Origin of the sequence: Pseudonocardia kujensis, assembly GCF_021283305.1 — a bacterium.
Taxonomy (GTDB): Bacteria; Actinomycetota; Actinomycetes; order Mycobacteriales; family Pseudonocardiaceae; genus Pseudonocardia; species Pseudonocardia kujensis.
Window position 1 is genome coordinate 41,254 of record NZ_JAJSOK010000020.1, and the last position, 26,220, is coordinate 67,473.

Sequence of the window (26,220 nt, forward strand, 5' to 3'; positions counted from 1 at the left end):
TCCGCGTACCCCGCTCAGCCCTTGAGCCAGTCCTCGAACCGGACCTCGCCGAGCCGAGCCTCGCCGGCCGGAACCAGGGCGTCGCCGATCGCGGTGCCGAAGTACCGGGCCTCGGGTCCCGTCGTGACCGTGCGCGGGTCCTCGCGGGCGGCCAGGGCCTCGCGGACGAACGCCTCCATGGTGCGGCGGTCGGGTCCGGCGAGGTCGAGCGTGCCGCCGAGCGGGGCGCCGGTGGCGACCTCGGCGAGGGTGGCGACGACGTCGGCGGCGGCGACGGGCTGGAACGCCCCCTCGGGCAGGGTCACGGTGCCGCCGTCGGTGGCCGAGTCGGCGATCGCGCCCAGGAACTCGAAGAACTGGGTGGCGCGCAGGATCGTGAACGGGATCCCCGCGTCGATGATCAGCTTCTCCTGGGCGACCTTGGCGCGCAGGTAGCCGGCCTCGGGCAGCCGGTCGGTGCCGACGATCGAGAGGGCGACGTGGTGGCCGACGCCCGCCTCCCGCTCGGCGCCGAGCAGCGTGGTGGTGGACCGGGTGAAGAAGTCGAGGACCGGACCGTCCTCGAACGACGGCGAGTTGGTGACGTCGACGACCACCTGCGCTCCCGCCAGGGCGTCGGCCACGCCGGCCCCGGTCAGCGTGTCGACCCCGGTCGACGGCGAGGCCGGCACCGCCTCGTGGCCACGCTCGCGCAGCGCCTGGACCAGCGCCTTCCCGATCAGGCCCGTACCCCCGACGACGACGATCCGCATGGCCGTTCCCCTTCCGTCAACCCGGATATTTCTTATCCGCGATGATCCTACTCGGACAAGTTCCATCCGAGTCAAGTAGGCTGCGGACGTGAAGATGTCCGGGGGCGTGGAGTGGGCGCTGCACTGCTGCGTGGTGCTCACCGGCACGAACGACCCGGTTCCCGCGGCGAAGCTGGCCGAGTTCCACGACGTGTCGCCCACCTACCTGGCCAAGCAGCTGCAGGCGCTGTCCCGCGCCGGACTGGTGCGCTCCGTGCAGGGGCAGGCCGGTGGATACGTGCTGACCCGGGACGCGCAGGAGATCACGGTGCTGGACGTGGTCGAGGCGGTCGACGGCGCCGAACCGGCCTTCGTCTGCACCGAGATCCGGCAGCGCGGGCCGATGGCCGCCACGCCCGAGGCGTGCACCGCGCCGTGCCCGATCGCGCGGGTGATGATCGCGGCGGACCGGGCCTGGCGAGGGGCTCTGCGCGAGGTGTCGATCGCGGACCTCGCCGGCGACGTCGCCCGGACCACGGGCGTCGAGACGCTCCCGCGGGTCCGCGCATGGCTGCACGGTCTCGCCGGCTGAGAGCGCTCCCGGCGCGCCCCACGGCCGTTGACCTTCGGCGCCGGGGTGTGTCCCACTGCCTATCTCGGCACGCCCGGGGCATTGTCCGACGGCGCGGTGCGCCTGCGCGGGGTGCGCCGTGGTCTCGAGCTGGCCGGGCTGGACCCGGCGATGCCGATGCGGCTGGTCGAGCCCACCCGGGAGAACGGCCGCGACGCCGCGGCCGACCTGCTGAGGGGCGACGCGACCGCGCTGCTCGTCGGCGCCGGGTCGCTGTCGTCCCAGGGCGCAGGTGGAGAAGTCCCCGCCCCGAGCCCGGGGAGATCGCGCGGGCGATCTCGCCGGCCGGGAGGCCGAGGCCGGCGGGCGGGGCGCCGCCGCGCTCGACGGGATGCTCGTCGACGCCGCCCACCTGCGCCACGCCGCGACCGTCGCCGCCACCGCCGACCTGCTCGGCATCGGCGAGCACAGCGAGGAGACCCCGTGACACGCCAGATGACCCTCGTCGGCTTCATGCAGGCGGGCAACGTGACCGTCTACTCCGGCTCGTGGCGCTACCCGAGCGCCGATCTCGGGTTCCTGACCATGGACTACTACACGCACATCGCACGCACCCCGGAGCAGGGTGCCTTCGACTGCGTGTTCTTCGACGACCGGCTCGCCATGCCCGGCGTCTACGGGGACTCGGTCGCCGACGCCGTCCGCTAATACGTCGTGGAGTACGTCGCGCCGACCCCGATCCGGCTGGTGTCACCGCGGAGATGACGGCCACGAGCTCCGGCATCCGCGGGCTCGCGGACGGCGTGCGCCAGCACCTCGGGCGCGAGGTCACCGTGCGGGACCTGGCCGCGCATCGGGCGACGCTGCTCCAGGGGCCCCGGTTCGTCGGCACGCCCGAGCGCGTCGCGGACCTGATGGAGGAGTGGTTCACCACGCGCGGCTGCGACGGCTTCGTGCTCGCCGCGACCCACCTGCCGGGTGCGTTCGAGGAGTTCGTCCGGATGGTGGTGCCGGTCCTCCAGGAGCGGGGGCTGTTCCGCCGCGGGTACACCCGGGACCACGCTGCGCGACCACCTCGGCGTCGCCCGGCCCGCGCGGCCCGCGGCCGGCTGATCCGCCAGGGTCCATCGACCCGGGAAGGACCCCTCCGGCCCCGGGACCCCGCGGCCCCCGCGGGGTCGTCCGCCCCTGCCCGCGCCGGCCCACCGTACGGCACCGTGTCCGGTGGGGACGGAACACGGGACCGTGGCGGGGACGAGGGGGGCTGCGGGGTGGTTCGGGCCGGGGGGCGCGCGGGCGCGCGCGCGGGGTACGGAAGGCGCCGCCGCTGGTGGCTGTGGGTGGCGTGGCCGCTGGTCGTGAGCGCCGTGCTCGCGATCGAGTGGTCGCTGCTGCACGAGCGGATCGAGGCGGACGTCGCGCTCCTGCTCTCCAGCGGGCGGGACACGGCGGCCGCGCCGGCGCCGGGCCCGGTGCTGCCGCCGTTGCCGGCCGCGCCGGCGCCCGCCACCGCGGGCGCGGTCGGGACCGTCGACCTGCGCACCGTGCGGACCTGCGGGACCGGGCAGGACTGCCTCGTCCGCATCCACGTCGGACTGCGTCCCGCCTCCGGGCCGACGACCGTGGACTGGACCGTCCGGCTCGACGACCTGTGCGGGGGCACCGGCGGCACGGTCGCCAGCGGCACTGTGGACGTGCCGGCGGGCGCGGACCGCGCCGACGTCGTCGCGGCCGTGCGCGTGCCCGACGCCGCCGCCACCGCCCTGACCGCCGTCACGGCCGGCCCCGGGACGGCCGCCAGCCCGGCGGTCCGCGTCCCGCCGACGGGCGGGTGCACGCCGTGACCGGGCCGTCCGGCACCACGGCCCGGGGGCTCCGATGAGGCCGGCGCGGCGGCTGCGCCGGCTACTGCCCGGCAGACGCCGGTTCTCCAAGTGGGCGCGTGACGAACGGCCGCCGCGCCCGCCCCGGTCGCCCCGCAATCGCGGGCTGGCCTTCGACGTCGTCGCGGTGCTGGCCACGCTCCTGCTGGTCCTCGCCGGGCTGGCCAACCTCGCCGTGGTCGACGGCGTGGACACCGCCGTGCGGCAGGCGATCATCGCGGGTGGCGGGCTCGTGCTGCTCGCGCTGTTCTGGCGGGTGCGGGTCGGTCTGCTCGGCGTGCTCGGCGTCGTCTCCTACTGCCTGGCCGTCGTGCTGCTCGCCGCGGTGCCGGTGGTCGGCCTCAGCGCGAACGGCGCCACCCGGTGGATCGCCGTCGGGGGCTTCACCTTCCAACCCTCGGAGCTGGCGAAGGTGGGGATGCTCCTGGTGGTCGCGGGGGTCCTCGGGTCGGGCCGGCCGGCCTGGCAGCGGTTCGTGGGTGCGCTCGTCCTGGCCGCGGTGCCCATCGTCCTGACCGTGCTGCAGCCGGACCTGAGCACCACGACGTTGCTGGTCGTCGTCGCCGTGGCGCTGCTGGTGATCGGGCGCGTGCCGGCGCGGTTCGTGCTGCCCGTGTTCGCCGGGGCGGCGGTGGCGGCGCCGCTGGCCGTCGGGCTCCTGCGGCCCTACCAGGTCGAGCGGCTCGGCAGCTTCCTCGCGGGGTCGGCCGAGTCGCCGGCCGGGTCGGGCTGGGCGGTCGCGCAGGCGCGGATCGCGCTGGCCTCCGGTGGCCCGTTCGGCCAGGCCGGGAAACCGCTGACGGACATCCTGGAGCGGTACCTCCCGGAGCGGGACACCGACCTGGCGCCGGCCAGCCTCGTGCTGCAGTTCGGCATGATCGCCGGGGTCGTGGTGCTGCTGGCCGCCGTCGTCCTGGTGTGGCGGCTCGCGGTCGCCTCGCGCACCTCGCGCACCGCACACGGGGCCCTGCTCGCGGGCGGGCTGGCCGTGCTGTTCGGCGCCGAGGTCGTGGTGTCGGTCGGCGGCAACCTCGGCCTGCTGCCGCTGGCCGGGGTGCCGTTCCCGCTGGTCAGCTACGGCGGCACGGCCGTGGTGGTGCACCTCGCGGCGATCGGCGTGGTGCTCGGCGTCCGCCGCGACGGGGCCCGCCGGGTGCTCTGGGCCGCGCCCGAGCGGCTGCGCCCGCGGCTGGTGCGTGTGGCGGCCCTGGGCGTGACCGGGCTGCTGGTCACGTTCGGCGCCTTCGGCTGGCGGCTCGAGGCCGTCCAGGGACCTGCCCTGATGGCGGCCGGGCAGGAGCAGATGACGCGGTGCGTCCGGGTGCCCGCACCGCGCGGCGAGATCACCGACCGCAACGGCACCGTGCTCGCGACCGACGCGGCCGGGACCGACGCGGGCACGGCGAAGATCGAGGCGGTCCCCGCCCTGGTGCAGCCGAACGAGGTCGACCGGCTCGCGGGCCTGCTCGGCAGGCCGGCCGCGGACGTGCGCGCGGCGCTCGATGCCGCCCCCGACACGACGCTCTCGCTCGAGCTGGGCGACCTGCCCCTCGCGCAGGCGCGCGCGTTCACCGGGTTCGCCGGGGTGCGGGTCGAGGCCGACCCGCGCCGCAGCTACCCCACCGGCGACCTGCTCGGCCCGCTGCTGGGCTACACCGGGATCGCGACCGAGGCGCAGACCCAGCAGAACCCGACCCTCGCGCCGGGCGCGGTCGTCGGACGAGCGGGGCTGGAGGCGAGCTACGACGCCGTGCTCCGCGGCATCGACGGCGAGCAGTGCTACTGGGTGAGCCCGGCCGGTGTCCCGCTCGCCGTCGGGACCCACCGCGACCCGGTGCCGGGCGCGAACCTGCGCACCGCGCTCGACCTCCCGTTGCAGCGCAGGCTCACCGACTCGGTCCGCGCCTCGCTCGCCGCGCAGCACAACCCGAACGCGGTGGGCGCCGCGGTCGCCATGGACCCGCGCAACGGCCAGGTCCTGGCGATGGCGAGCCTGCCCTCCTACGACAACAACCTGTACGGCCCACCGGTCGACGGGGCGGCGCTGCAGGCCGCGGAGGCGCAGCCGGGTCACCCGACGCTGGAGCACGCCACCCAGGTCGCCGTGCCGCCCGGCTCGACGTTCAAGCTGGTCGTGGCCTCCGCGAACGTCGTGCACACCGCGATCCCGCCGAACCAGGTGGTCCCGACCGGTGCGAGCTTCACCCTCGCCGGGCACACGTTCGACAACTGGAAACCCATGGGGCCCATGGACATGCCGCAGGCCATCGCCTGGTCGAACGACGTGTACTTCTACCGGCTGGCCGCCCTGCTGGGGCCCGACCCGATCATCGAGGCCGCACACGCGCTCGGCGTCGGGTCCGCGACGGGCATCGACCTGCCGGGCGAGTCCGCGGGCTACCTCGGCACCCCGGAGACGATCGCCGGCGACGGCGGGCACTGGTACGGCGGCACCACGGTGATCCTCGGCATCGGGCAGGGCCCGCTGCAGGTCACGCCGCTGCAGAACGCCCGGTGGACGGCCGCGGTCGCGACCGGGCAGCTCGTCACGCCCCGGCTGGGGCTCGCCGTCGGCACCCCCGAGGGCGGATTCACCGCGCTGCCCGTGCCGCCGCCCGTCCCGGTGCCGTTCGCCGGCTCGCTCGGGCCGATCCGGGACGGGATGCGCGCCGCGGTGCACGGGGGCACCGCCTCGTCGCTGTCCACGGTGCCGCTGGACCCGGGCGCGAAGACCGGCACGGCGCAGGACGGCAGCCTCTCGGGCGACGAGTACGACAACTGGACCTCCGCGGCCGCGCCGCTCGGCGCGCCGACCGTGGTGATGACCGGCCTGGTCCAGGGCCCCGGCTTGGGCGGGAACAGCGCGAGCCGGATCGTGATCGACGGGTTGCAGCAGTACCAGGCCGCGCCACCCGCGCCCTGACGCGGCGCCGCCGGCGCCCCGAGGGGACGCCGGCGGTGCTCCTGCTCGGGCTCGGAATCGGCTCCGGAGCGGCTCAGCCGCGGGCGTAGGTCTCGAGCACGCCGGGCAGGGTGAAGGCCCGGGCGGCCCCTTCCGCCACGCACGTCGACGGGTTCTCGGCCTGCTTGACCGGCAGCCCGAGCCCGGCCTCGAGGGCCGCGCGCAGCCCGCGGGTGGGGGAGGCGCCCCCGACGAGCAGGACACCGTCGGCGGCGAGGTCGTCGAGCGCGCGGGCGGGCAGGTCGTCGAGGCAGCCGATCAGCGAGGTCGCGAGCTCCGCCACCCGCGGGGCGACGATGCCGTGCAGCTCGGCCGCGGGCAGGCGCAGCGAGCGGGGCCGGCCGTTGTCGGCCTCGCGCCCGGCGACCGTGACCTCGGCGCCGTCCGGAAGCGCGCCGACCCGGATCGTCAGCTCTTCGGCCGAGTCGCTGCTCAGCGAGAGGTGGTGCTGCTCGCGCACGTGGCGGCGCACCGCGGCCGCGATCGCGTCCCCGGCGATGCGCCGCGACCGCACGGCCAGCACCTCCCCGAAGCACATGGCGACGATCTCCGCGGTCCCGGCGCCCACGTCGGCGACCATGTGCACCCGGCGGTCGAGCGGGTCGACGCCGCAGCCGATCGCGCCCGCGACCGGGCCGGCGAGGGCCAGCACACGGACGATGCCGGCCTCCTCCGCCGCCTCGACCAGGGCGCGGCGTTCCAGCGGGCTGGCGCCGGCGGGCACGGTGAGGGCCGCGGCGAGCCGGGTCCGCTGCCAGGGTCGGGGGAGCACCCGGCGGACGACGGCGCGCAGGTACCGGCGGGCGGTGTCGAGATCGGTGATGACGCCGTCGCGCACCGGCCGGACGGCGTGCGTGCCGGACGGGATCCGGTCGACCAGGTCCGCGGCCTCGCGGCCGACGCTCACCCCGCGGCCGCCCGGCCTGCCGAGCATGACCGACGGCTCGTCGTACTGGAACCCGCCCTCGGCGTCGTAGAGCACCGTGGTGCCGGTGCCGACGTCCATGCCGAAACGCGCCATGCTCCACCCCCGGATCCCGGCACGGTGCCCCCCCGTGCCGCCCCTGTCAGCCTGGCCTTCCGTCACCGCCCCCGGCAGGGCCGAAGGACGGTAGTCCGCCCGCCTCTCCCTCGTTCGCCCCGTCGTCAGGTGCCCGCGGGCTCGGCCGCCGCCGCGGTCCGCACCACGACCACCGGGCACGGCCCGCGGTGCACCGCGAGCCGGGCCGGCTCGTCCCAGCGCCCGGTCCCGTCGGGCCTGCCCAGGACCAGCGCCGCCGCGCCCGCCGCCCGCTCCAGCACGTGCTCGACGAACGGGGCCCGCACCCCGACCGTCTCCACCCGGACCTCGGGGAACCGGGTGCTCCACGGCGCGAGCGCGGTGTCGAGCGCCGCGGCCGCGCGGAGGTCGGCGTCCGCGTCGCCGGTCTCGGCGACCTCGACGACGAGCGGGACGCCGCGGCCCGCGGCCAGCGGGAAGGCGGCGGCGAGCAGCGGCCCGTCCCGCGCGGGATCGGTGACGGCGGCGACCACCACCGACCGGTGCCGGCGGTGCGGCGCCCGCACGACCGCGACGGGGCAGCGGGCCCGGCCGACCAGGTCGAGGGCGACGGAGTCGTCGGCGGCCTCCGGCGGGTCGTCGCGCCCGCCCATGCCCACGACCAGCAACGACGCCGCGCGCGCCGCCTCGAGCAGCGCGGGCCCGGGCGCCCGGTGCGAGACCCGGCGCAACACCTCGACCTCGGGGGCGACGGCCAGGGCGCGGGCCGTGGCCCGCTCCAGCAGCGCCTCGGACCGGTGCGCCGACTCGTCCGCCCGCACGGCGTGCACGAGCACGAGGGGGACCCCCAGGGCGCGGGCCTCTCCCGCGGCGAACGCGACGGCGAGCAGCGACGCGTTGCTCCCGTCGACACCGACCGCGACGGGCGATCCGGACAGGGTCACCGAGCGTTCCTCCCAGCCGAGCGTGCGCCGAGCGTGGGCCGGGGCGGGCGTTCCCCGTGAACGCCCGCCCCGGCGGGTCCACCCGTCCGCTCCCCAACGACGAGTGGCGGCCGACGCGGAGCCTTCACGCTGCCGGCGACGTCGATGGTGCCTGCGCCGACCCCGCCGTCAGCAGGGTCGAAAGTCCCGTCTTCCGGCGGGTCCGGGAGCCGCTCAGCCCGGGACCGCGCCCTCGACGGCGCCGGCGACCTCGGTGCGCGCGACCTGCGTCATCCGGCGGGCGAGGTCGGTCAGCGCCTGGGCCGCGGCGAGCTCGTCGGCGACCCCCGGGACGTCGGCGTCGGGCGGGGCCAGCCGCGCCTGCCCGGTGCCGACGAGCCGGTCGGACTCCCGGTCGTGCAGGCGGGCGACGGCGCGCGTCACCCCGGACCCCGCCTCGAGGTCCACGATCACGGTCCAGCGCTTCCCCCGCGGCAACCCGGCCCGGGCGCGGCTCGCCGCCGCCAGCGCGTCGGCCAGTGCGTCGGACAGGGTGTGGGCGCCGGTCGGCTCGGTCATCGCTGTCCCTTCGGCCGTGGTGCCTCGAGCGTGCCCCTGCACGTCGCGCGACGGAAGGGCCCGACGGCATCGGCCGCCGGAATCGCCGGAACGGGTGGGCCCGCCGGTCAGGCGCGCGACGTGCGGGGACCGGTGCGGGCCCGGCCGGGCGGCGGCGGCCGCGAGGTCGGGCCCGCACCGGCGGACGGGCCGCCCACCCGGGGGCTGGGGGGTGTAGCGCGGGTGGGTGACCCGGGCCCGCGGGCGACGGGCGAGGTCCGGTGTGGCACACCACGGCAGGCACCGGGACCGGACGCCTCGGCAGCGGACGGGCCGGGACCGGGCGGGAGAGGACCGTGGGGGAGCGGGACCCGTGCGTACCGCGTCGCGGTCGCGCGCGCCGGGAACGGCGGTGGGCTCATGGGACCCGCTCGGACAGCCGGCTGCGCTGTGGGCTCAGGCGGACCGGATGCGGGCAGACTACTGCTCCAGGTGCGCCCGCGCACCCACCGGAAGTGTGCCCGTCTCGACGACCTCCAGGGCCACCTCGCGCAGCTTGCGGTGCAGCCGCCGGGACGCGGTGCGCAGCAGGTCGAAAGCCTGGCCCCGGGTCACCAGCCGGTGCGCCATGAGGATGCCGAGGGCGGTGCCGATGTCGCGGCTGGAGCGCAGCGCCTCGTCGAGCTCGAGGGCGCGGCGGCGGTTGCGCGCGTCCGTGACCGCGAGGGCGGCGTGCGCGGCGAGGACCGTGCCGACGGCGACGGCGTGGTCGTCGAACGCCCCGCGGGTGGCGGAGGAGAGGGTCAGCGCGCCCAGGACGTCGTCCTCGACGAACAACCGGAAGCACAGCAGCGCGTGGATCCCCGTCTCGGCGGCGGCGCGGCGCCCGAAGGCGGGCCACCGGTCGTCCGTCGCCAGGTCCTCGACCGCGCAGACGAACCGGTCGTGGATCACGCCGAGGCACGGCCCCTCGCCGACCTCGTGCTGGATCTCGTCGACCCGCCGCGCGGTCCCGCCGGTCGGCGCCACCGACACCACGCCGCCGTGCCGGTCCACCAGGGAGATCCCCGCGTGGTCGCAGCCGGGCACGGTCGCCACCGCGTAGAGCGTGACGCGCTCCTGGGCGTCCTCCGGGGTGGGCGCGGTCCGCAGTGCCCGGGCGAGCCGGGCGAAGCGCCCGGCGAGCTCGACGTCGTCCCCGGCCCTGCCGCCCGCCCCGCCGTTCACCGTGCCTCCCCCAGCACGCGCAGCAGGTCGGTCAGGGTGACGATGCCGGCGACCCGGTCCCCGTCGAGGACCGGCACGACCCGGACGTCGGCCTCGCGCATGCGGTGCACCAGCCCGAGCAGGTCGCCGTCCGGCGTCGCGGTCGGGACGCCGGTGCGCACCAGCGGCCCGACGGCCGTGGCGCCGCGCCTGCCGTCGAGCCGGTCGGTGACCAGGTCGGCCTCGGCGAGCATCCCGACGAAGCGGTCCCGCTCGTCGACCACCGGCACGTCCGAGAGCCCGTGGGCCGCGAGCGCCGCGGCGGCGTCGCGGACGGTGCAGGCCACCGCCACGACGAGCGCCGGGCGGCTCATGACCTCGCGGACGCGCATCCGCGGAGCGTCCCGCCCGGAGGGGGCTCCGGCCAGGGTCCGAAGCCCCGGACCGCACCTCCCGCGCCCGGCGGCCCGTGTCCCGGCGGCCCGTGTCCCCGCGCTTCGTGTCCCCGGCCGGCGCCCTCTCAGCGGGCGGTGTCGACGTGGGCGTCCGGACCGGGGAAGAAGACCGACTCGTGGCCGTCCTGCCAGCGCACCTGGTAGTGCTCGGTGTCGCCCTCGCCCCCGAGGACGGCCACGATCGTCCCGCGCCTCCGGGCCGAGTCGAGGTGGTTGGTCTCGATGACGATGCGATCGCCGACGTGAGCCTGCACGATGCCTCCCTGCACGCGGGTGGGTCACCCCAGGATCGCGCGTCGCCGCCGCGGAGGCCAGGGTCCGGCGGGTCCCGGAGGCGGTAGGGACTTCCGACCCTGGTGCGCCGCCGGCGCGGTCGTCCACGCTGTCGGCCGACACCGCGCGAATCGCGGTGATGCGTGCGTGTCCCGCGCTCCGCCGGAGCGACCGGGCCGCCCCGAACCTCGCCGACCGGCCCACCGGTCCGTTCGGTCCGCCATGACCCCGCCCGCCGCGTCCGCGCGGCGCCGCACGAGGAGCCCGATGACCCTCACCGCGCTGCCCCTCACCACCGGCCCCCTCCCGGCCGTGGGGTACGCCTCCGCACCGTCCGCCCCCGCCCGGGCCGACGACGTGTCGCCCGCCGTCGCGCGGCTCGCGCGCGAGTTCGCCGGTCGGGTGCCGCACCGGGTGGTGGCCCGCGTCGTTCGGGAGTGCCGCGCCGACCTGTCCGGGGTGCCCGCGGGTGCCGTGCCGGAGCTGCTGGAGCGGTTGGCGCGCCAGCGCCTGCTCGACCGTGCCGACCGCCGGGTGGCCGCGAAGTCGTTGCCGCCCAACGGGTCCTGACCGGTAACCGGTTCCGGGGGGCACCGGATCGTCTCGGGTCGCCCGCGGTCAGCCGGTCGGACCGCGCGAGCCGGGCAGGGCGAGCATCTCGCGTCGCGGCGGCGCGGGCTCGGGCACGACGAGCACCGGGCAGCGCGCGGCGGCCACGGCGTCGTCGCCCGGTGCGCCGGCGACGGCCCGCAGCAGGGCACCGCGGCCGGAACGGCCCACCACGAGCAGCTCGGCGTCGACGGAGAGCATCGTGAGGACCGCGGCCGCGTCGCCGTGCACCACGAGCGGGTGCAGCCGCAGGTCCGGGTAGCCGATCCGCCAGGGCGAGAGCAGCTGGTCGAGCTCGCGCTGCGCCTCCTCGGCCGTGTCGCCCACGCCCCCGATCCGCTCCGCCCCGAACGGGTTCGGCAGCAGCCGGGCGAGATCGCGCAGCCCCTGCCCGCCGGCCCGCCACGCGCGCACGGCGACCAGCTCGGCGTCGCGCTCGAGGGCCTCGTCGACGGCGGTGCGCAGCACCTCCTCCGGGGTCCACGGCGCGACCCCGACCACGACCCGCCCGCGGGCCGTGTCGTCCGCCGGCACCACGGCCGTCGGGCAGAAGGAGCTCGACAGGACCGGCTCGGCCGCCGGCGCCGGCAGCGCGAGCAGCGCCGCGTCGGCGGTCAGCGGGCGCAGCGCCCGCCCCACCGGACCGGGCAGCCGGTACAGCTCCACCGGGAGCCGCGGGTACTCGCCGCGCAGCCGGTGCACGGCCCGCACGCCGTCCGCCTGCGTGCCCACGAGCTGCAGCGGCAGCTCCCGGCGGCTCGCCTCGGCCGCGGCCCAGCGCTGCGCGGCGATCCCGGCGACGGTCCCGCCGTCGTCGAGGACGAGAACGGGCCGCACCGGGGCGGTGAGCGTCACGAGCGGACCGTCGCCACGGCGGCCACGGCGGCCCCGGGGACGACGACGGCGGCGGGGACCACGACGGGGACCACGACGGCGGCGCCGGCCGCCGGGCGGAGCGGTGCGGGACGGTGGGGCGCGGGGGAGTGCACGATCACCGGCCCAGCCTCCGTGCCGGCGACCCCGCCCCGGCAGGGCCGGAAGTCCCGCGTCGCCGGACCCGCCCCGCCATCCGGTGACGGGCGCACGGAGCCGACGCCTGGCCCGGGTGGCGGTGCGCCCGTCGGCCCTGCCGCTCCCCCTGGCGCGCAGGTCCTGCCCTGCGTAGCGTGCAGGTCCGTGGCGCGGCCGGGGACGTCGACGCGCCACGCGGGCCGGACGGGGACCGCGGAGGGGGAACGATGTCCGTCGACGAGCCGTCCGCGGAGGGGTACGCCGGCGCGCGGGCACCCGGGCGTGGCCGGGCCGGTCCCGCCGACCCGGCCCTGACCTCCCCCGATCTGCCGCGACTGGAGTTCGAGCAGCTGATGCGCCAGCTCGTCGAGCGCGCCGGCGAGGTCATGGCGACCCAGGGCCGGCTGCGCGGGTTGTTGCGCGCCAACCAGGCCGTCATCACCGACCTCACCCTGCCCGAGGTCCTGCGGCGGGTCTGCGGGGCCGCGCGCGAGCTGGTCGACGCCCGCTACGCCGCCCTCGGGGTGCTCGGCCCGGACGGGCACATCGCCGAGCTCGTCCAGGTCGGCATGGACGAGGAGACGGTGCGCGCCATCGGGACCCTTCCCGAGGGCAAGGGGCTGCTGAGCGCGGTGCTCGACGAGGGGCGGCCGATCCGGTTGCGCGCCGCCGCCGAGGACCCCCGCTCGTCGGGCCTGCCGTCGGGACATCCGCCCGTGCGGAGCTTCCTGGGCGTGCCGATCCGGATCCGGGACGAGAAGTTCGGCGGCCTCTACCTCGCCGAGTGCGGACGCGGCGAGTTCAGTCCGGAGGACGAGGAGCTCACCCGCGCGCTGGCCGTCACCGCCGGGGTGGCGATCGACAACGCCCGGCTCTACGAGTCGACCCGGCGCCGCGGCGAGTGGCTCGCCGCGACCGCCGCCGTGACCCGCGAGACGCTGGACCCCTCCGGAGGGCGGCCGCTGGGCACCATCGCCGAGCGCAGCCGCGAGCTCACCGGCGCGGACCTCGCCGTCGTGCTGCTGCCCGAGGACGAGGCGTCGCTGCGGATCGTGATCGCGGAGAGCGCCCCGGGCCAGGAGGCCGTCGCGGATCACCTGCGCGGCGCGGTGCTCCCGCGGTCGAACTCGCTGTCCGGGCACGTCTTCGACACGCGCCGGCCGCTGCGGTTGTCGGACCCGCGGGAGCTGCCCGACCTCGAGCCCGCGGTCGCGGTCGCCGAGCTGCGGATCGGTCCGGTCCTCGTCGTCCCGCTGCTCGGGGCCGAGCAGCCGGAGGGCGTGCTGCTGCTGGCCCGCCGGGCCGACAGGCAGGCCTTCACCGAGGAGGACGAGCGGACGACCGCCGGCTTCGCCAACCAGGCGGCCGTCGCGCTGGAGCTCGCGGAGGCCCGCGTCGAGCGGGAGCGGCTGCACGTGCTCGACGAACGCGAGCGGATCGCGGCCGACCTGCACGACCACGTGATCCAGCGGCTCTTCGCGGCCGGGCTCTCACTGCAGGGCGTGGCCGCCCGGCTGCCCGCGCCCGAGGCCGAGCGGCTGACCCGCGTCATCGGCGACCTCGACGACACCATCGCGCAGATCCGCACCAGCATCTTCTCGCTGCAGCACACCGGCGACGACGAGAGCGTCCGCAGCCGGATCCTCGTCGTCGTCACCGAGTCGGCCCGGCTGCTCGGCTTCACGCCACTGTTGCGCTTCAGCGGTCCGGCCGAGACCCTGGTCGCCGCCGCGCACGACGCCTCGCTCGCCGAGGACGTCACCGCGGTCCTGCGGGAGGCGTTGGTCAACGTGGCGAAGCACGCCGGGGCGTCGCGGGTGGAGGTCGACGTCGTGGCGGACACCTCCGGCGGCGAGGACCGGCTCTCGCTCGTGGTGACCGACGACGGGAAGGGGCCCGTGAAGGGCCCCCGGCGCAGTGGTCTGGCGAACCTCGAGCGGCGGGCGGGGCGCCGGGGCGGCACGTTCGAGCTGAACCCGCACATCCCACGCGGCTCCCGGCTGCGCTGGACGGTCCCGCTGGGCTGAGCAGCAACGCCAGCCGACGTCCCCACGCGACCGGCTCCGCCGGTCCCCGCCGGACTCCCCGCGGTCCCGACCGACGCCGGGACTCCTGCGGACCTTCGGCCCTGCCCGGCACGGGCGGTCCTCCCGAGGCTGGCGCGATGGCCCCACCGCCGCGTGGCGACCGGCTGCCCCGGCGCCGCTCCGACCGCCTCGCGGACCTCGTCGCGTGGGTGTTCTGCGCCCTGACGCTGGTGGCCCTCGGAGCGGCTCTCGTCGTCGGGCTGAACATCCACAGCAGCCTGACCGCGCGCGCCGTCGCCGAGGCCCGCGACCGCACCCCGCTCACCGTCGTCGTCGCCGAGGAGGTCCCCGTGGTCCCCGAGGCCGGGAACCGCATCCCGGCCGACGTCCGCTGGACCGGGCCCGACGGCGTCGCGCACACCGCGCGCACCGAGGTCGCGGCCCCGAAGCACGTCGGCGACCAGGTGTCCGCGTGGATCACCGCCGACGGCCGGCTCGTGCGCGCCCCGCTCGGCGCGGACGAGGTCGTGTTCGTGACGATCACCTCGGCCGGCACCCTCCTGCTGGTGGGCGGCCTCCTGCTGGCGGGCGTCGGGCGGTTGGCGTTCGCCGGGGTGGCGCGGCTGCGTGCCGCCGAGTGGGCGCGGGAGTGGGCCGAGGTGGAACCGCGCTGGACGGGCCGCGCGTCCACGGGCTGAACCGGCCTGCGGACCACCGACCGGGCGGTCGTACGGGTTTGCCGGTGAGCGACCGGGACCTTGGTCCCGAGCGGCAGGGACCTCCGTGGGTACTGACGGCCTGCCGGCGCGACGGACGCTCGGTGCATCCCCGTCCGACCACGACGCCTGAGCACCCGACCCGCGCCCGGAGGGGCGCGAGAGGAGCGGAACCCATGACCTCGGCGCTGCCCGTCCAGCTCTGCGTCGAGGTGCCCGGCACCGGCACCGTCCTGGTGCGTGTCGCCGGCGACCTCGACGCGGGCAACGGGACGCGGCTGCTGCGGCTGCTCGACGACCTGTTGCGCGACTCGTCCGCGCTGGTCACGTCGGCCCGGGAGGAGACGTGCCGCGGCCGCCTGGTCGTGGACCTGCGTGACGTCCGCTCGTTCGAGTGCCGGGGCCTCGACGTCCTGCGGCACGCCCGGCACCGCGCCGCGGCGGTCGGGGTCGAGCTGGTCGTCGCCGGTCTGGAGGACCGCAGGCCGGTGCTGCCCGGCCGCGTCCTCGCCCTGCTCGACGCCGTGGTCGCCGAGGGCATCGGCGGCTGCGGGAGCTCCGGACCCGCCGGCTCGGCGGACACCGCCGGCGGGCGGCCCCGGAAACGCACTCCCGGCCGCGTCCCGGCCCTGACCGGTTGAGGGCCCGCAGGGGCCGAAGGACCCTGGCGGCGGCCCCGGCCGGCGCGCTAATCGTCCGGGGCTATCCGAGGAGGGTGTCGTGCACCGGAACGACCTGCGGTACGAGTCGGGCCTCGTCGAGGCGATCTGGGTGGGTGAGTGCCCCGCCTGCGGCGCCACGGTCCGGGTCAACCACCCCGCCCAGGCGCTCAGCTGGGAGTCCGCGCACTCCCGGTGCGGCTGCGGCCGCCCGCTGGTCCCGGACGAGACCGGCCGGGGCTGGCGGCCCCGGCGGGGCACGCCCGTCGGCTGATCCCCGGCCGGACACCGCGCCGGACACCGCGCCGGACACCCCGCCGGACCTCGGGCACGCTCCGCGCCGCCGGGGTCCTTCGTCCCCTCCCACCGGGCCGGAGAGCCGGAGCGCCGGCACCCGGTCCGGGGGCACCGTTGTGCGGCGACGCCCGCGGTGGTCCGGGTGACGTCCAGGGAGGACGTCCGGGGCCGAGGTCCTCGGACGTCCCGGGGGCGTCCGGGGGAGGAACGATGACGAACCAGCTCGGCGGCGCGGTGGTCGCCGGCGTGGACGGATCCGACTCGGCGCTCGACGCGGCCCGGTGGGCGGCGGCCGACGCGGCACGGCGCGGCGCCCGGCTCCGGCTCGTCGCGGCCGTGGGCTGGACGACGTTCCGGCCCGTCGGCCTGCCCGCGCTCGGTCAGGAGTACCAGCGGCAGGCCACGACCCGCGCCGCCGAGGAGCACCTGGAGGGGGCGGTCGCGGCGGCCCGGGCGGTCGCGCCCGGGTGCGAGATCGAGCGCGAGGTGCGTGGCGGCGAGGCGCCGGTGGTGCTGCGCGCCGAGTCCGAGCGGGCGGCGCTGGTCGTGGTCGGGACGCGCGGCCGGGGCGGCTTCACGGGGCTGCTGCTCGGGTCGGTGGCGATCGCCGTCGCGGTCCACGCCGAGTGCCCCGTCGTGGTGGTGCGCGGCACGCCGGCACCGGACGGGCCGATCGTCGTCGGGGTGGACGGGGACGGGGAGAACGAGGCCGCACTCGGCGTGGCCTTCGAGGAGGCGGCGCGGCGGTCCGTGCCGCTGGTCGCGGTGCACGCCTGGAGCGAGGCCGTGCTCGATCCCTTCCTCGTGCCCCTGCTCGACCGCAGCGCGGTGCAGGCGGAGCAGGAGAAGGCCCTTGAGGGGCGGCTGGCCGGCTGGACCGGGAAGTACCCGGGCGTCGACGTCCGCGCGGTGATCGTGATCGACGGCGCCGCGCGCGAGCTCGTGGACCGGTCCGCCGGTGCCGCGCTGGTCGTCGTCGGGTCGCGGGGACGGGGCACGGTCTCCGGCCCGTTGCTCGGCTCGGTGAGCCAGGCGGTCCTGCACCACGCCGCCTGCCCGGTGGCCGTGGTCCGGCCCGAGGCGGAGTCCCCGGCGTGAGCCTGCCCGGCACCGTCGTCGCCGGCGTCGACGGCTCCGACCACGCGACCGAGGCGGCGCGTTGGGCGGCCGCCGAGGCGGCCCGGAACCGCTGCGTGCTGCGGCTCGTGCGGGCCTACCGGTTGCCGCCGTCGTCGGCCCCCGAGGCGTCCTCGCTGCTCTGGTCGCACGCCCACCACCAGCTGTGGAAGGCCGCCCACCACGCCCGGGCCGTGGTCCCGGAGCTGGCCGTGGAGCAGACGGTGGTCGAGGGCGACCCGACGGAGGTGCTGCTGCGCGAGGCGGCGGGCGCGCGGGTGCTGGTGGTCGGGCCGCGCGGCGTGGGCGGGTTCGCCGGGCTGCTGGTGGGATCGGTCGGCACGGCGCTCGCCCGGCGGGCGCCGTGTCCGCTCGTGGTGGTCCGCGGCCCGGTCCTGTCCGACGACGCGTTGGTCCGCACCGACCGCGTGCGGCCGGTGGTGGTGGGCGTGGACGGGTCGCCGGCGAGCGAGACCGCGCTGGCGTTCGCCTTCGCCGAGGCCGACGCCTGGGCGGCCCCGCTGGTCGCGCTGCACGCCTGGGTCGAGTACCTCGAGGACCCCGACGCCCTCACCGGGCTCGCGGAGCTGGAGGAGCAGGAGCACGAGGTCCTCGCCGAACGGCTCGCGGGCTGGACCGGCAAGTACCCCGCCGTGCGGGTGTCGCGGGAGCTGGTCCACGGCCCGCCCGCGCGGGCCCTCGTCGCGCGGTCGGCGGACGCCCGGCTCGTGGTCGTCGGCTCGGTCGGCCGCGGCCGGCTCGGCAGCGCCCTGCTCGGCTCCACCGGCCGGGCACTGCTGCACCACGCGCACGCGCCGGTGGCGGTGGTCAGCCCCGGGCTGTGAGGATGCCGGCCACACCCGATCCGGACAATGGTGTGGCGCCAGCACATACTCGTGCGGCCTCGGCCGCTCTACTGTCCGCACCATGACACAGCCGTCGCCCCGCGGCCCCGCGGGAACCCCGCCGCGCACCTCGCTGATCAAGGTCGTCGCCGCCTCCATGCTGGGCACGACGGTCGAGTGGTACGACTTCTTCCTCTACGGCGTGGCCGCGGCCATCGTGCTGCCGCACGTCTTCTTCCCGGCCGCGGACCCGGTCGCCGGGACGCTGCTGTCCTTCGGCACCTTCGCGATCGGGTTCGTCGCGCGCCCGCTCGGCGGCCTGGTGTTCGGCCACTACGGCGACCGGCTCGGCCGCAAGAAGCTCCTCGTCGTCAGCCTGCTGATGATGGGGCTGTCGACCTTCGCGATCGGCCTGCTGCCGGGCTACGCGACCATCGGGGTGGCGGCGCCGGCGCTCCTGGTGCTGCTGCGGCTGATCCAGGGCTTCGCGCTCGGCGGCGAGTGGGGCGGCGCGGTCCTCATCGTCTCCGAGCACGGCGACGCCCGGCGGCGCGGGTTCTGGGCGAGCTGGCCGCAGGCCGGGGCGCCGGCGGGCCAGCTGCTGGCCAACGGGCTGCTCGCGCTGCTCGCCGTGGTGCAGTCCGAGGAGGCGTTCGACGTCTGGGGCTGGCGGATCCCGTTCCTGCTGTCCGCGGTGCTGGTGCTCATCGGGCTCTACGTGCGGCTCTCGGTCGAGGAGTCGCCGGTCTTCCGCGAGGCGCAGGCCAAGGCCGCCGAGCGTGCGGCGGAGGGCAGGGCGACGACGCCGCCGATCGTGGAGGTGCTGCGCCGCTACCCGCGCGAGGTCCTCACGGCGATGGGCGCCCGGTTCGCCGAGAACGTCTCCTACTACATCTTCACCATCGTGGTCTCGACGTACATGAAGGAGCGCTTCGGGCTGCCGTCCTCCTTCGTCCTCGGCGCGGTCCTGATCGGCGCCGCGGTGCACGTCGTCACGATCCCGTTGTGGGGCCTGGTCTCCGACCGGATCGGTCGCCGGCCGGTGTACCTGCTCGGCGCCGTCGGCGTCGGGGTCTGGGCGTTCGTGTTCTTCGCGCTGCTCGACACGCAGAGCTTCGGGCTCACCGTGCTCGCCGTCGTCGGCGGGCTGGTCTTCCACGGCGCCATGTACGGGCCGCAGGCGGCGTTCCTGTCCGAGCTGTTCGGCACCGGCGTCCGGTACTCGGGCGTCTCGATCGGCTACCAGCTGGCCTCGGTCGCGGCCGGTGGCCTCGCCCCGCTCATCTCGGTGGCCCTGCTCGCCTCCTTCGGCACGGGCTTCGCGATCGCGGTGTACGTCGCGGCCAGCTCGGTGCTCACCCTCGTCGCGGTCGCCTCCTACCGCGAGACCCGCAACCGCGACCTCGCCGCCGACGACGGGTTCGGCGACGACCGCGCACGGGCCCAGCCGGACGGGGCCACGACCACGCGGTCCTGACGGCCGTGGCCCCGGGCGTGGTGGAGCAGCCCCCGGGCCGGGCGACCGGGCAGGATGCCCGGGTGGCGCGCACCGTCCTCGACCTGCTCCGCCTGCTCGCCGACCGGGTCGGCCGCACCGAGACCGGTGGGTCGGGCCCCGACGGTCGGGCCGGTGCGCTGGAGCACGCGGCGACCGAGCTCGCCGGGTCCGAGCCCGAGGCCGGGGCGCTGGTCCTGCGGATCCGCTCGGCGATGGAGGCCGGCCGGCGCCGGGAGACCGAGCTGGCCGCGCTGGTCGAGACCGCCCGGGAGCTCACCTCGCAGTCCGACACGGGCGTGGTGCTCGACGCGATCGTCCGCCGGGCCCGCGCCCTGCTCGGCACCGACCTCGCCTACCTCACCCTCTACGACGCCGACCGCGGCGACACCTACATGCGCGCCACGGCGGGCTCGGTGTCGCGGCGGTTCCAGGCGCTCCGGCTGCCCCTCGGCGCCGGCCTCGGCGGGCTCGTCGCCGCGACCCGGAACCCGCACTGGACCGGGAACTACGGCGCGGACGAGCGCTACCGGCACACCGAGGAGATCGACGCGGCCGTGGGGGAGGAGGGCCTCGTCGCGATCTGCGGGGTCCCGCTGCTGGTCGACGCCGAGTTCGTCGGCGTGCTGTTCGCCGCCAACCGTTCCGCCCGGCCGTTCCCGCCCGAGGAGGTGGCACTGCTCGGGTCGCTCGCCGCGCTGGCCGCCGTCTCGCTCGTGCAGACCCGCCAGCTCGCCGACACCGCGGCGGCCCTCGACGCGCTGCGCACCGCGCACGCCGCGATCGCCGAGGCCGCCGCCGCGCACGACCGGTTCGCCGGCGTGGTCCTCGAGGGCGGCCACGTCGCGGACCTCGCCGAGGCCCTCGGCCGGCTGCTCGACGCGTGGGTGGTGGTGCTCGACGGCGACGGCACGCCGGCCGCCCGGTTCGGCGGGACGCCCGATCCCGCGTGCTGGGCGGGCGCGGTCCGCGCCGCGGACGGGGCGCCGGGCCGGCTCACCCGGGCGGGCCGGACGTGGGCCGTCGCGGTGGTCGCGGCCGGGCAACGGCTCGGCACGCTGCTCCTCGGCGGCGTGCCCGACCTCGACGCGGGCCAGGTCCGGACGGTCGAGCGGGCCGCGATGGTCACGGCGCTGGTCCTGCTCTTCGGCCAGCGCGAGGCCGAGGCGGACCGCCGGGAGCGGGCCGGGGCGCTCGCCGAGCTGCTCGCGGCGGCCGACCGGCCGCGGCCCGCGGTCCTCACCCGGCTCGCCGAGCTCGGGGTCGCGGCGCGCCGCCCGCACGTCCTGCTGGTCTGCCGGTGCGCGCCGGGCCGACGGCGGGCCGTGCTGCGCGACGCCGCCGCGGCCGGCGGCCGGGCCGGGCTCGTCGCCGAGCACGAGGGCGCGGTCGTCGCGCTGCTGCCCGGCACCGACACCGCGGCCGCGGCCGAGCCGCTGGCCCGGGCGGCGACCCCGGAGGACCCCGACGGGGCCGTCACGGTCGGCGCCGCCGGGCCCGTACAGCCCGCGGCCGGCCTGGCGGGGGCCCTGGCGGAGGCGCGCCGGTCCGCGGAGGCGCTGCTCGCGCTCGGCCGCGCGGGGGAGGCGGCCGCGGCCCCGGACCTCGGCGTCGCCGGGCTCCTGCTCGGCGACCGGCCGGACGTCGCGGGCTACGTCGCCGGAGTCCTCGGCCCGGTCGTCGAGCACGACGCCCGGCGCGGCAGCGACCTGCTCCGCACCCTCGAGTGCTACTACGCGGCCGGGGCCAGCCCGAGCCGGGCGGCGGCCGCGCTGCACGTGCACGTCAACACGGTCGCCCAGCGGCTCGAGCGGATCGGCACGCTCCTGGGGGCGGGCTGGCAGGAACCGGACCGGGCGCTGGAGATCCAGCTGGCGTTGCGGTTGCACCGGCTCGGTGCCCCGGGCCGGCCGGGCTGAGGTCGCGTCAGTCCACCTCGGCCCGTGGGACGCGCTTGCGCAGCTCGCCGTCGGCCTTCTCCTCGAACCCGTGGGCCCGCAGCCAGGCGGAGATCTCCTCGCGGTCCGGGTGCGTCAGCGGCACGACGTTGTAGACGTAGTTGAGGTGCCGGCGTGCGGCCTCGCGCTCGAGCCGGTCGAGGACCACGGCCCCGAGGCCCTCGCCGCGCCGGTCGGGGTGCACGACGACCAGGGTCTCGGCGTCGCCCCACGAGTCGTCGAGCCGGCCGTAGCCGACCACGCCGCGGCCGTCCTCGGCCCGCCACCACTCGTCGGCCAGCGGGTCGCCCGCCGCGGGGGTGCCGAGCCCGAACAACCTCGGGGGGAGGTCGCCGAACGCCGCGGCCTTCCCCACGTCCCAGCGGGCGGGCGCCTCCTTGGTCCAGCCGCCGCTCCAGCCGCCGCTCCAGCCGCCGGTCCCGCCGTCGGTCCGGCGGTCGGTCCCGCCGTCCGGGTTGCGCGTCACCTCGACGTCCACGGTGGTCCTCCTCGCAGCCGGACGGCGCCACGGTACCGCCGCGGGACCGGGTCCGCCGTCCCCGGCGCGGTCCTCAGCGGACGCGGGCGGCCAGCGCGTGGACCAGGTCCGTCGCCGTGACGATGCCGACCGGGCGGCCCGCCTCGACGACGAGCAGGGCGTCCGTGCGGTCGCGGTCCATGCGGGCCGCGACCTCGTGCAGCGGGGTGCCGGGTGGGACCTCCGGCGCGGGCCGCAGCACGTCGGCGACCAGCAGCGTCGCAGGCCCGAAGGGCCCCTGCCGGGCCGCGAGGCCGCGCAGCATGTCGACCTCCGCGACCATGCCGAGGCAGCGGCCTTCGCGCACGACGGGCAGATGGCGCACGGCGGCGGCGACCATCAGCCGCAGGGCGGTGGGCAGCGGGGTCGCGGGGTCGACCCCGACGAGCCGGCGCGCCATGACGGCCTCCACCGGCGGGTCGTCGTCGAGGGTCTCCGGCGGGGCCGGGCGCTGCCGCTGCTCGGTCATGCCCGCAGCGTCGCCCCGCCGGGGCGCGCGCGGCAGGGGCCGAGGGCCCGGACCGGCCCGACGGGCGGCCCTCGCCGGGGCACCTCGTTCCGGGGACCTTCGCCTCTCGTGACGTCCGGTCGCGGATACCGAGACTCGGGGCCATGTCCGCTCACCCGGTGGCGACCCCGGAGCCGCGGGCGGCACTGCGGGTCGCCCCGCTCGTCGACGCGGCCCGGGCGGCCGCGGCGCCGGAGGGAACGGCACCCTGGTTCGTCACGGCCGTCGACGACGGCGTCGCCGTCCGGTCCGTGGTGCGGCGCTGGTCGCTGGCCGAGGAGCCGCTGGCGCGGGTGACCCGGGTCGCGGCCGGGGCGGGGCTGCGGGCCATCCGGCTCGCGGTGGCCGCCCAGGGCCGCCGCCCGCAGGTCACGTACCCGGTCGAGGAGGGGCTGCTCGCCGTGGTGCGGCCGGGCGAGCCGTACGCGCCCCGGCCCCTCGAGCGGGCGCTCTACGCGGCCCTGCGCGACGAGGGCCGGCCGCAGGGCGCGGACGGCCCGCGGGCCCCCGCGGTCCGCGCGGTGCTGCGGCGCGCCGCGGAGACGGAGAGCGCGTGGCTGCGCGGGATCGGCCACCCGGTGGTGCCGGGCGACGAGCTCGGGCCGACCTGGCCGGACCTGCTCGACGACGGGGAGATGCGGCCGGAGCCCGTGTTCGTCCTGGTGGGTGCGCCGGGTCGGGTCCCGCACGCCGACCTGCGCACCGGGCAGGCCGTCGAGGCGCTGCGGTTGACCGCGGCCCTGCTCGGCCTCCGCACCGCCGTCGTCGCCGCGCCCGCGGACCCGGCGGCGCTGCGGGCCCGGCTGCCCGACCGGGCGCGCGACGTGCTGGAGGGGGCCCGGGGCAGCACCGTCGCGGTACTCGAGTTCTGGCGGGACCGGCTGGGGGTCGGCTGAGCGGTCGGTGGCGGAGCAGTCAGGTGTGGTGGTCGGTCGAGCCGGGACCGGGCCCGTCGTCCGCGTGCAGCGGCGCGTCCCCCGGGAGCTCCCCGGCGCCCGGCCCGTCGGCTGGAGGCAGCAGCAGCTCGGTCAGCGGTCGGCGGGGCGTGCCCGGGACCGGCCAGCCCTGCCCGATCCGCAGCACGACCTGCGGCGGCCGGGCGCCGCCGATCAGCCGCCGCAGGGCCTCCCGCACGTCGGGGCACTCCACGAGCTGGGACAGGAAGGACACGGCGAGGCCGTGCGCCGTGGCCGTGAGCAGCACGCGTTGCATGGCGTGGCCGGCGCGGACCTCCTCGCGCGGGCCGTCGGAGTGCGCACTGAGCACCGCGATGAGCGGCTCGGCCTCGACGCCGTCGGCGGCGCGCGCGGTCCCGCCGCTGAAGTCGCGCAGCACCCACGTCGCGTTGGGTCCGGGCAGCGGCCCGCCCGCGGCGGCCGGGACCCCGTCGGTCCGCTCCTCGCCGTACCCCGTCCAGCGCTCCAGTTCGGCGACGAACTCCGGGTCGGCCATCTGCCGCTCGTGCGCGCGCCGGGCCAGCGCGCCCAGCTCGACCCGCTGCACGGGGTCGGTGACGAGATCCAGCCAGGCGCCCTCGTCGAGCGCGGCCCGGCGCAGCGCGTGCCGGGCGGGGGTGGGGACGAGCGCGTCGGTGAAGGGCCGCCGGTTCGTGCGGCGCCGCGGCACGGCCTCCAGCAGGCGGCGCTGCTCCGGCGTCGGCGGGCGGCTGCCGCCGCGGCGGACCACGGCGACCAGGTCGGGACGTGCCGGGTCCGGCAGCAGCGTGACGAGCGGGCGCACCCCGTGCCCGATGAGGGCCAGCCGCAGGTTGAACAGGGCCGCGCCGCAGGCGAGCCGCAGCTCCCTCCCACTCGGGTCGGCGACCGGCAGCCGGCGCCCGAGGTCGGCGTGCAGCTCGATCCCGTCGGGGACGAGGCGGAAGAGCCAGGGTTGGGTGTTGTGCAACGAGGGCGCCCGGGCGGCGGCGCCGAGGACATCCTGCAGCTCTTCCTCGGTCAGCCCGAGCGAACCCGTCTCGATCATCATCGCTCGCCGTCCGAGGTCCTGCGGGTCCCCGGTCGGACCCGTGATCATCGTGCGGGCGGTGGGAACCGGCCGCTACCGCCGAAGGTCCCGTGCGCAGGGGGTGTTCGACCCGCCGGGGTGGGCCGCGGCGGGCTTGTCGTGATCGCGTGCGGGTGGCACCGTGTCTGCGCCGCTGACCGACGGGAGGACCGATGACGGGGCCGGATCGCGGGCCGGAGGGACCCCCGGTCTCCGGGGCGCTCGCCGGGCTGCGGCTCGACGAGCTGCTCGGCGAGGTGCAGGAGCGGCTGGGCCAGATCGTGGCCGCCCGGGACCGGATGCAGAGCCTGCTCGACGCCGTGCTCGCCGTCGGGGCGGGGCTGGAGCTGGACGCGACGCTGCGCCGGATCGTGCAGTCCGCGGTGGACCTCGTCGACGCCCGGTTCGGCGCGCTCGGCGTGCTCGCGCCGGACGGGTCGATCTCCCGGTTCATCGACGTCGGGCTGCCCCCGGGGGTGCGGGAGACCCTCGGACGGCCGCCCACCGGGAAGGGCCTGCTCGGCCAGCTGATCCTGGATCCCGAGTCGCTGCGGCTGGCGGATCTGACCGAACACCCGGCGTCGGTGGGCTTCCCGCCGAACCACCCGCCGATGCACAGCTTCCTCGGCGTCCCGGTCCGGGTCCGGGACGAGATCTACGGCAACCTCTACCTCACCGAGAAGGTCGGCGGCGGCGAGTTCACCGCGGACGACGAGGTGATGCTGCACGTGCTCGCGGCGGCCGCCGGGATCGCCGTGCAGAACTCGGACCTGTTCGAGCAGAGCCGGCAGCGCCAGCACTGGCTGGAGGCGCTGGGCGAGGTGCGGGCCGAGGTGCTGGCCGGGGCCTCGGACGAGGAGGTGCTCCGGCTCGTCGCCGTCCGCACCCTGGAGCTGACGAGGTCGGCGGCCACCGTGGTGCTGCTCGGTCCCGACGAGGAGGGCCTCTACGAGCTGTGCGGGAGCGCCGGCGAGCCGCTCGGTCTGCCCTCCGGCGGGATCCGGGCGGGCGCGGACCTCGACGAGGTGGTCGAGAGCCGCAACCCGCTGCTGGCCGGCTCGCCGGCGGCGTTCCTCGACCACGGCGCGGACTCGGTGCCGGCGGAACTGGGCCCGTCGGTCGCGGTGCCGATGCGCTCGGGGGAGCGGGTGATCGGGGTGCTGGTCGCGCTGCGGCGGGTCGGCGGCGAGCCCTATCGGCCCACCGAGGTGCCGCTGGTGACCTCGTTCGCCGAACAGGCCGCGATGGCCCTGGAGATCGCGGAGAAGACCCGTGCGCAGCGGCAGCTCGACGTGCTCGCCGACCGCGACCGCATCGCCCGGGACCTGCACGACCACGTGATCCAGCGGCTGTTCGCCACCGGCCTGAAGCTGCAGAGCACGCTGCGCCGCTCCGTGCGCCCGGACGTCCAGGACCGGATCCGGCAGGCCGTCGACGAGCTCGACGAGACCGTCCGCGAGATCCGGACCTCGATCTTCGACCTGCACGGCGCCGACCAGGGTGGCGGGGGCGTCCGGCGACGGCTGCTCGACACCGTCGACGAGGTCGTCGCCGGGTCGGCCCTGGTGCCGTCGGTCCGCACCTCCGGGCCCGTCGACTCGCTCGTCCCGCCGGAGCTCGTGCCGCACCTGCTGGCGGCGGTGCGGGAGGGCACGAGCAACGCGGTCCGGCACTCGGGCGGACGGACGGTCACGGTCACCCTGGAGGCGGCCGCCGACCTCGTGCTCCAGATCGTCGACGACGGCACGGGGATGTCCGGCGACGTCGCCCGCAGCGGGCTGCACAACCTCGCCGAACGCGCCGAGGAGCTGGGCGGCGGCCTGGACGTGTGGCGCCGGCCCGGCGGCGGCACCCGGCTGACGTGGCGGGTCCCGCTCGACCACGGGTGATCCCGCG

General features: G+C 77.5%; 28 protein-coding genes. 16 read left to right on the forward strand and 12 right to left on the reverse strand.

The genetic code is table 11. The annotated features are described in order from the left end of the window. Window positions 1-14: 14 nt before the first annotated feature. Complete coding sequence (locus LWC35_RS16165; RefSeq protein ID WP_232870952.1) at window positions 15-752, reverse strand: SDR family oxidoreductase; 738 nt, start codon at window positions 750-752, stop codon at window positions 15-17. 94 nt (window positions 753-846) lie between these two features. Between LWC35_RS16165 and LWC35_RS16170 the strand changes: the two genes are divergently transcribed. The 5 genes from LWC35_RS16170 to LWC35_RS16190 all read left to right on the forward strand — a co-directional run bounded on the left by LWC35_RS16170 (window position 847) and on the right by LWC35_RS16190 (window position 6,108). After that, the gene (locus LWC35_RS16170; RefSeq protein WP_232871027.1) at window positions 847-1,323 is read left to right on the forward strand and encodes an RrF2 family transcriptional regulator; all 477 of its coding nucleotides are present in this window, start codon (window positions 847-849) and stop codon (window positions 1,321-1,323) included. A 271-nt stretch (window positions 1,324-1,594) separates the two neighbouring features. Next, window positions 1,595-1,789 carry a hypothetical protein gene (locus LWC35_RS16175; protein ID WP_232870953.1) on the forward strand — a complete coding sequence of 65 codons (195 nt, stop codon included), beginning with the start codon at window positions 1,595-1,597 and terminating at the stop codon, window positions 1,787-1,789. Further along, window positions 1,786-2,010, forward strand: a complete 225-nt coding sequence (locus tag LWC35_RS16180; RefSeq protein WP_232870954.1) for a hypothetical protein — start codon at window positions 1,786-1,788, stop codon at window positions 2,008-2,010. Before LWC35_RS16175 ends, LWC35_RS16180 begins: the two co-directional genes overlap by 4 nt. Window positions 2,011-2,063: 53 nt before the next feature. Beyond that, a complete protein-coding gene (locus LWC35_RS16185; RefSeq protein ID WP_232870955.1) occupies window positions 2,064-3,146 on the forward strand; it encodes an LLM class oxidoreductase in 1,083 nt (360 codons plus the stop codon). A 34-nt stretch (window positions 3,147-3,180) separates the two neighbouring features. Beyond that, window positions 3,181-6,108, forward strand: coding sequence for an FtsW/RodA/SpoVE family cell cycle protein (locus LWC35_RS16190; RefSeq protein ID WP_232870956.1), 2,928 nt, complete (start codon window positions 3,181-3,183; stop codon window positions 6,106-6,108). 73 nt (window positions 6,109-6,181) lie between these two features. Here the strand turns inward: LWC35_RS16190 and LWC35_RS16195 are convergent, their stop codons facing one another. The 6 genes from LWC35_RS16195 to LWC35_RS16220 form a co-directional block, all read right to left on the reverse strand. Further along, complete coding sequence (locus LWC35_RS16195; RefSeq protein ID WP_232870957.1) at window positions 6,182-7,168, reverse strand: rod shape-determining protein; 987 nt, start codon at window positions 7,166-7,168, stop codon at window positions 6,182-6,184. A 125-nt stretch (window positions 7,169-7,293) separates the two neighbouring features. Next, a complete protein-coding gene (locus LWC35_RS16200) occupies window positions 7,294-8,091 on the reverse strand; it encodes a universal stress protein (RefSeq protein WP_232870958.1) in 798 nt (265 codons plus the stop codon). Window positions 8,092-8,304: 213 nt separating this feature from the next. Continuing rightward, on the reverse strand, window positions 8,305-8,649 hold the full coding sequence (locus LWC35_RS16205; RefSeq protein ID WP_232870959.1) for a dsRBD fold-containing protein: 345 nt from the start codon (window positions 8,647-8,649) through the stop codon (window positions 8,305-8,307). Window positions 8,650-9,108: 459 nt separating this feature from the next. Continuing rightward, window positions 9,109-9,855 carry a GAF and ANTAR domain-containing protein gene (locus LWC35_RS16210; protein WP_232870960.1) on the reverse strand — a complete coding sequence of 249 codons (747 nt, stop codon included), beginning with the start codon at window positions 9,853-9,855 and terminating at the stop codon, window positions 9,109-9,111. Further along, the gene (locus LWC35_RS16215) at window positions 9,852-10,226 is read right to left on the reverse strand and encodes a CBS domain-containing protein (RefSeq protein WP_232870961.1); all 375 of its coding nucleotides are present in this window, start codon (window positions 10,224-10,226) and stop codon (window positions 9,852-9,854) included. Before LWC35_RS16215 ends, LWC35_RS16210 begins: the two co-directional genes overlap by 4 nt. Window positions 10,227-10,354: 128 nt before the next feature. Further along, complete coding sequence (locus tag LWC35_RS16220; protein ID WP_232870962.1) at window positions 10,355-10,543, reverse strand: DUF1918 domain-containing protein; 189 nt, start codon at window positions 10,541-10,543, stop codon at window positions 10,355-10,357. A 286-nt stretch (window positions 10,544-10,829) separates the two neighbouring features. Between LWC35_RS16220 and LWC35_RS16225 the strand changes: the two genes are divergently transcribed. Further along, on the forward strand, window positions 10,830-11,132 hold the full coding sequence (locus LWC35_RS16225) for a hypothetical protein (RefSeq protein ID WP_232870963.1): 303 nt from the start codon (window positions 10,830-10,832) through the stop codon (window positions 11,130-11,132). Between the two features lie 48 nt (window positions 11,133-11,180). On the opposite strand, the gene LWC35_RS16230 is transcribed toward LWC35_RS16225, so the two are convergent. Together LWC35_RS16230 and LWC35_RS16235 are read right to left on the reverse strand one after the other, a co-directional pair. After that, the gene (locus tag LWC35_RS16230; protein WP_232870964.1) at window positions 11,181-12,026 is read right to left on the reverse strand and encodes a universal stress protein; all 846 of its coding nucleotides are present in this window, start codon (window positions 12,024-12,026) and stop codon (window positions 11,181-11,183) included. Beyond that, a complete protein-coding gene (locus LWC35_RS16235) occupies window positions 12,023-12,166 on the reverse strand; it encodes a hypothetical protein (protein WP_232870965.1) in 144 nt (47 codons plus the stop codon). The genes LWC35_RS16230 and LWC35_RS16235 overlap by 4 nt, the downstream gene beginning before the upstream one ends. 243 nt (window positions 12,167-12,409) lie before the next feature. On the opposite strand from LWC35_RS16235, the gene LWC35_RS16240 reads away from it, so the two are divergent. From LWC35_RS16240 to LWC35_RS16275, 8 genes are all read left to right on the forward strand, one after another. After that, window positions 12,410-14,209: a sensor histidine kinase gene (locus LWC35_RS16240; RefSeq protein ID WP_232870966.1), complete on the forward strand. Its 1,800-nt coding sequence runs from the start codon at window positions 12,410-12,412 to the stop codon at window positions 14,207-14,209. A gap of 137 nt (window positions 14,210-14,346) precedes the next feature. Then, window positions 14,347-14,907, forward strand: coding sequence for an Rv1733c family protein (locus LWC35_RS16245; protein WP_232870967.1), 561 nt, complete (start codon window positions 14,347-14,349; stop codon window positions 14,905-14,907). A 194-nt stretch (window positions 14,908-15,101) separates the two neighbouring features. Next, entirely contained in the window at window positions 15,102-15,566 is a 465-nt protein-coding gene (locus tag LWC35_RS16250) for an STAS domain-containing protein (protein WP_232870968.1), read from the forward strand. Between the two features lie 79 nt (window positions 15,567-15,645). Next, entirely contained in the window at window positions 15,646-15,858 is a 213-nt protein-coding gene (locus tag LWC35_RS16255; protein ID WP_232870969.1) for a hypothetical protein, read from the forward strand. Between the two features lie 233 nt (window positions 15,859-16,091). After that, window positions 16,092-16,979: a universal stress protein gene (locus LWC35_RS16260; protein ID WP_232870970.1), complete on the forward strand. Its 888-nt coding sequence runs from the start codon at window positions 16,092-16,094 to the stop codon at window positions 16,977-16,979. Next, window positions 16,976-17,842 carry a universal stress protein gene (locus LWC35_RS16265; RefSeq protein WP_232870971.1) on the forward strand — a complete coding sequence of 289 codons (867 nt, stop codon included), beginning with the start codon at window positions 16,976-16,978 and terminating at the stop codon, window positions 17,840-17,842. The genes LWC35_RS16260 and LWC35_RS16265 overlap by 4 nt, the downstream gene beginning before the upstream one ends. Window positions 17,843-17,924: 82 nt before the next feature. Continuing rightward, window positions 17,925-19,319 (forward strand): MFS transporter, encoded by a 1,395-nt coding sequence (locus LWC35_RS16270; RefSeq protein ID WP_232870972.1) that lies wholly within the window; start codon window positions 17,925-17,927, stop codon window positions 19,317-19,319. A gap of 62 nt (window positions 19,320-19,381) precedes the next feature. Next, window positions 19,382-21,256, forward strand: coding sequence for a helix-turn-helix domain-containing protein (locus LWC35_RS16275; protein ID WP_232870973.1), 1,875 nt, complete (start codon window positions 19,382-19,384; stop codon window positions 21,254-21,256). Between the two features lie 7 nt (window positions 21,257-21,263). Here LWC35_RS16275 and LWC35_RS16280 read toward each other — a convergent pair whose 3' ends face one another. Both LWC35_RS16280 and LWC35_RS16285 read right to left on the reverse strand, forming a co-directional pair. Continuing rightward, window positions 21,264-21,773, reverse strand: coding sequence for a GNAT family N-acetyltransferase (locus LWC35_RS16280; RefSeq protein WP_232870974.1), 510 nt, complete (start codon window positions 21,771-21,773; stop codon window positions 21,264-21,266). 73 nt (window positions 21,774-21,846) lie between these two features. Then, window positions 21,847-22,281 (reverse strand): CBS domain-containing protein, encoded by a 435-nt coding sequence (locus LWC35_RS16285; RefSeq protein WP_232870975.1) that lies wholly within the window; start codon window positions 22,279-22,281, stop codon window positions 21,847-21,849. Window positions 22,282-22,424: 143 nt separating this feature from the next. On the opposite strand from LWC35_RS16285, the gene LWC35_RS16290 reads away from it, so the two are divergent. Next, the gene (locus LWC35_RS16290; RefSeq protein WP_232870976.1) at window positions 22,425-23,216 is read left to right on the forward strand and encodes a hypothetical protein; all 792 of its coding nucleotides are present in this window, start codon (window positions 22,425-22,427) and stop codon (window positions 23,214-23,216) included. A gap of 19 nt (window positions 23,217-23,235) precedes the next feature. Here the strand turns inward: LWC35_RS16290 and LWC35_RS16295 are convergent, their stop codons facing one another. Then, on the reverse strand, window positions 23,236-24,354 hold the full coding sequence (locus LWC35_RS16295; RefSeq protein ID WP_232870977.1) for an Acg family FMN-binding oxidoreductase: 1,119 nt from the start codon (window positions 24,352-24,354) through the stop codon (window positions 23,236-23,238). Window positions 24,355-24,497: 143 nt separating this feature from the next. On the opposite strand from LWC35_RS16295, the gene LWC35_RS16300 reads away from it, so the two are divergent. Further along, window positions 24,498-26,213: a sensor histidine kinase gene (locus tag LWC35_RS16300; RefSeq protein WP_232870978.1), complete on the forward strand. Its 1,716-nt coding sequence runs from the start codon at window positions 24,498-24,500 to the stop codon at window positions 26,211-26,213. Window positions 26,214-26,220 lie beyond the last annotated feature (7 nt).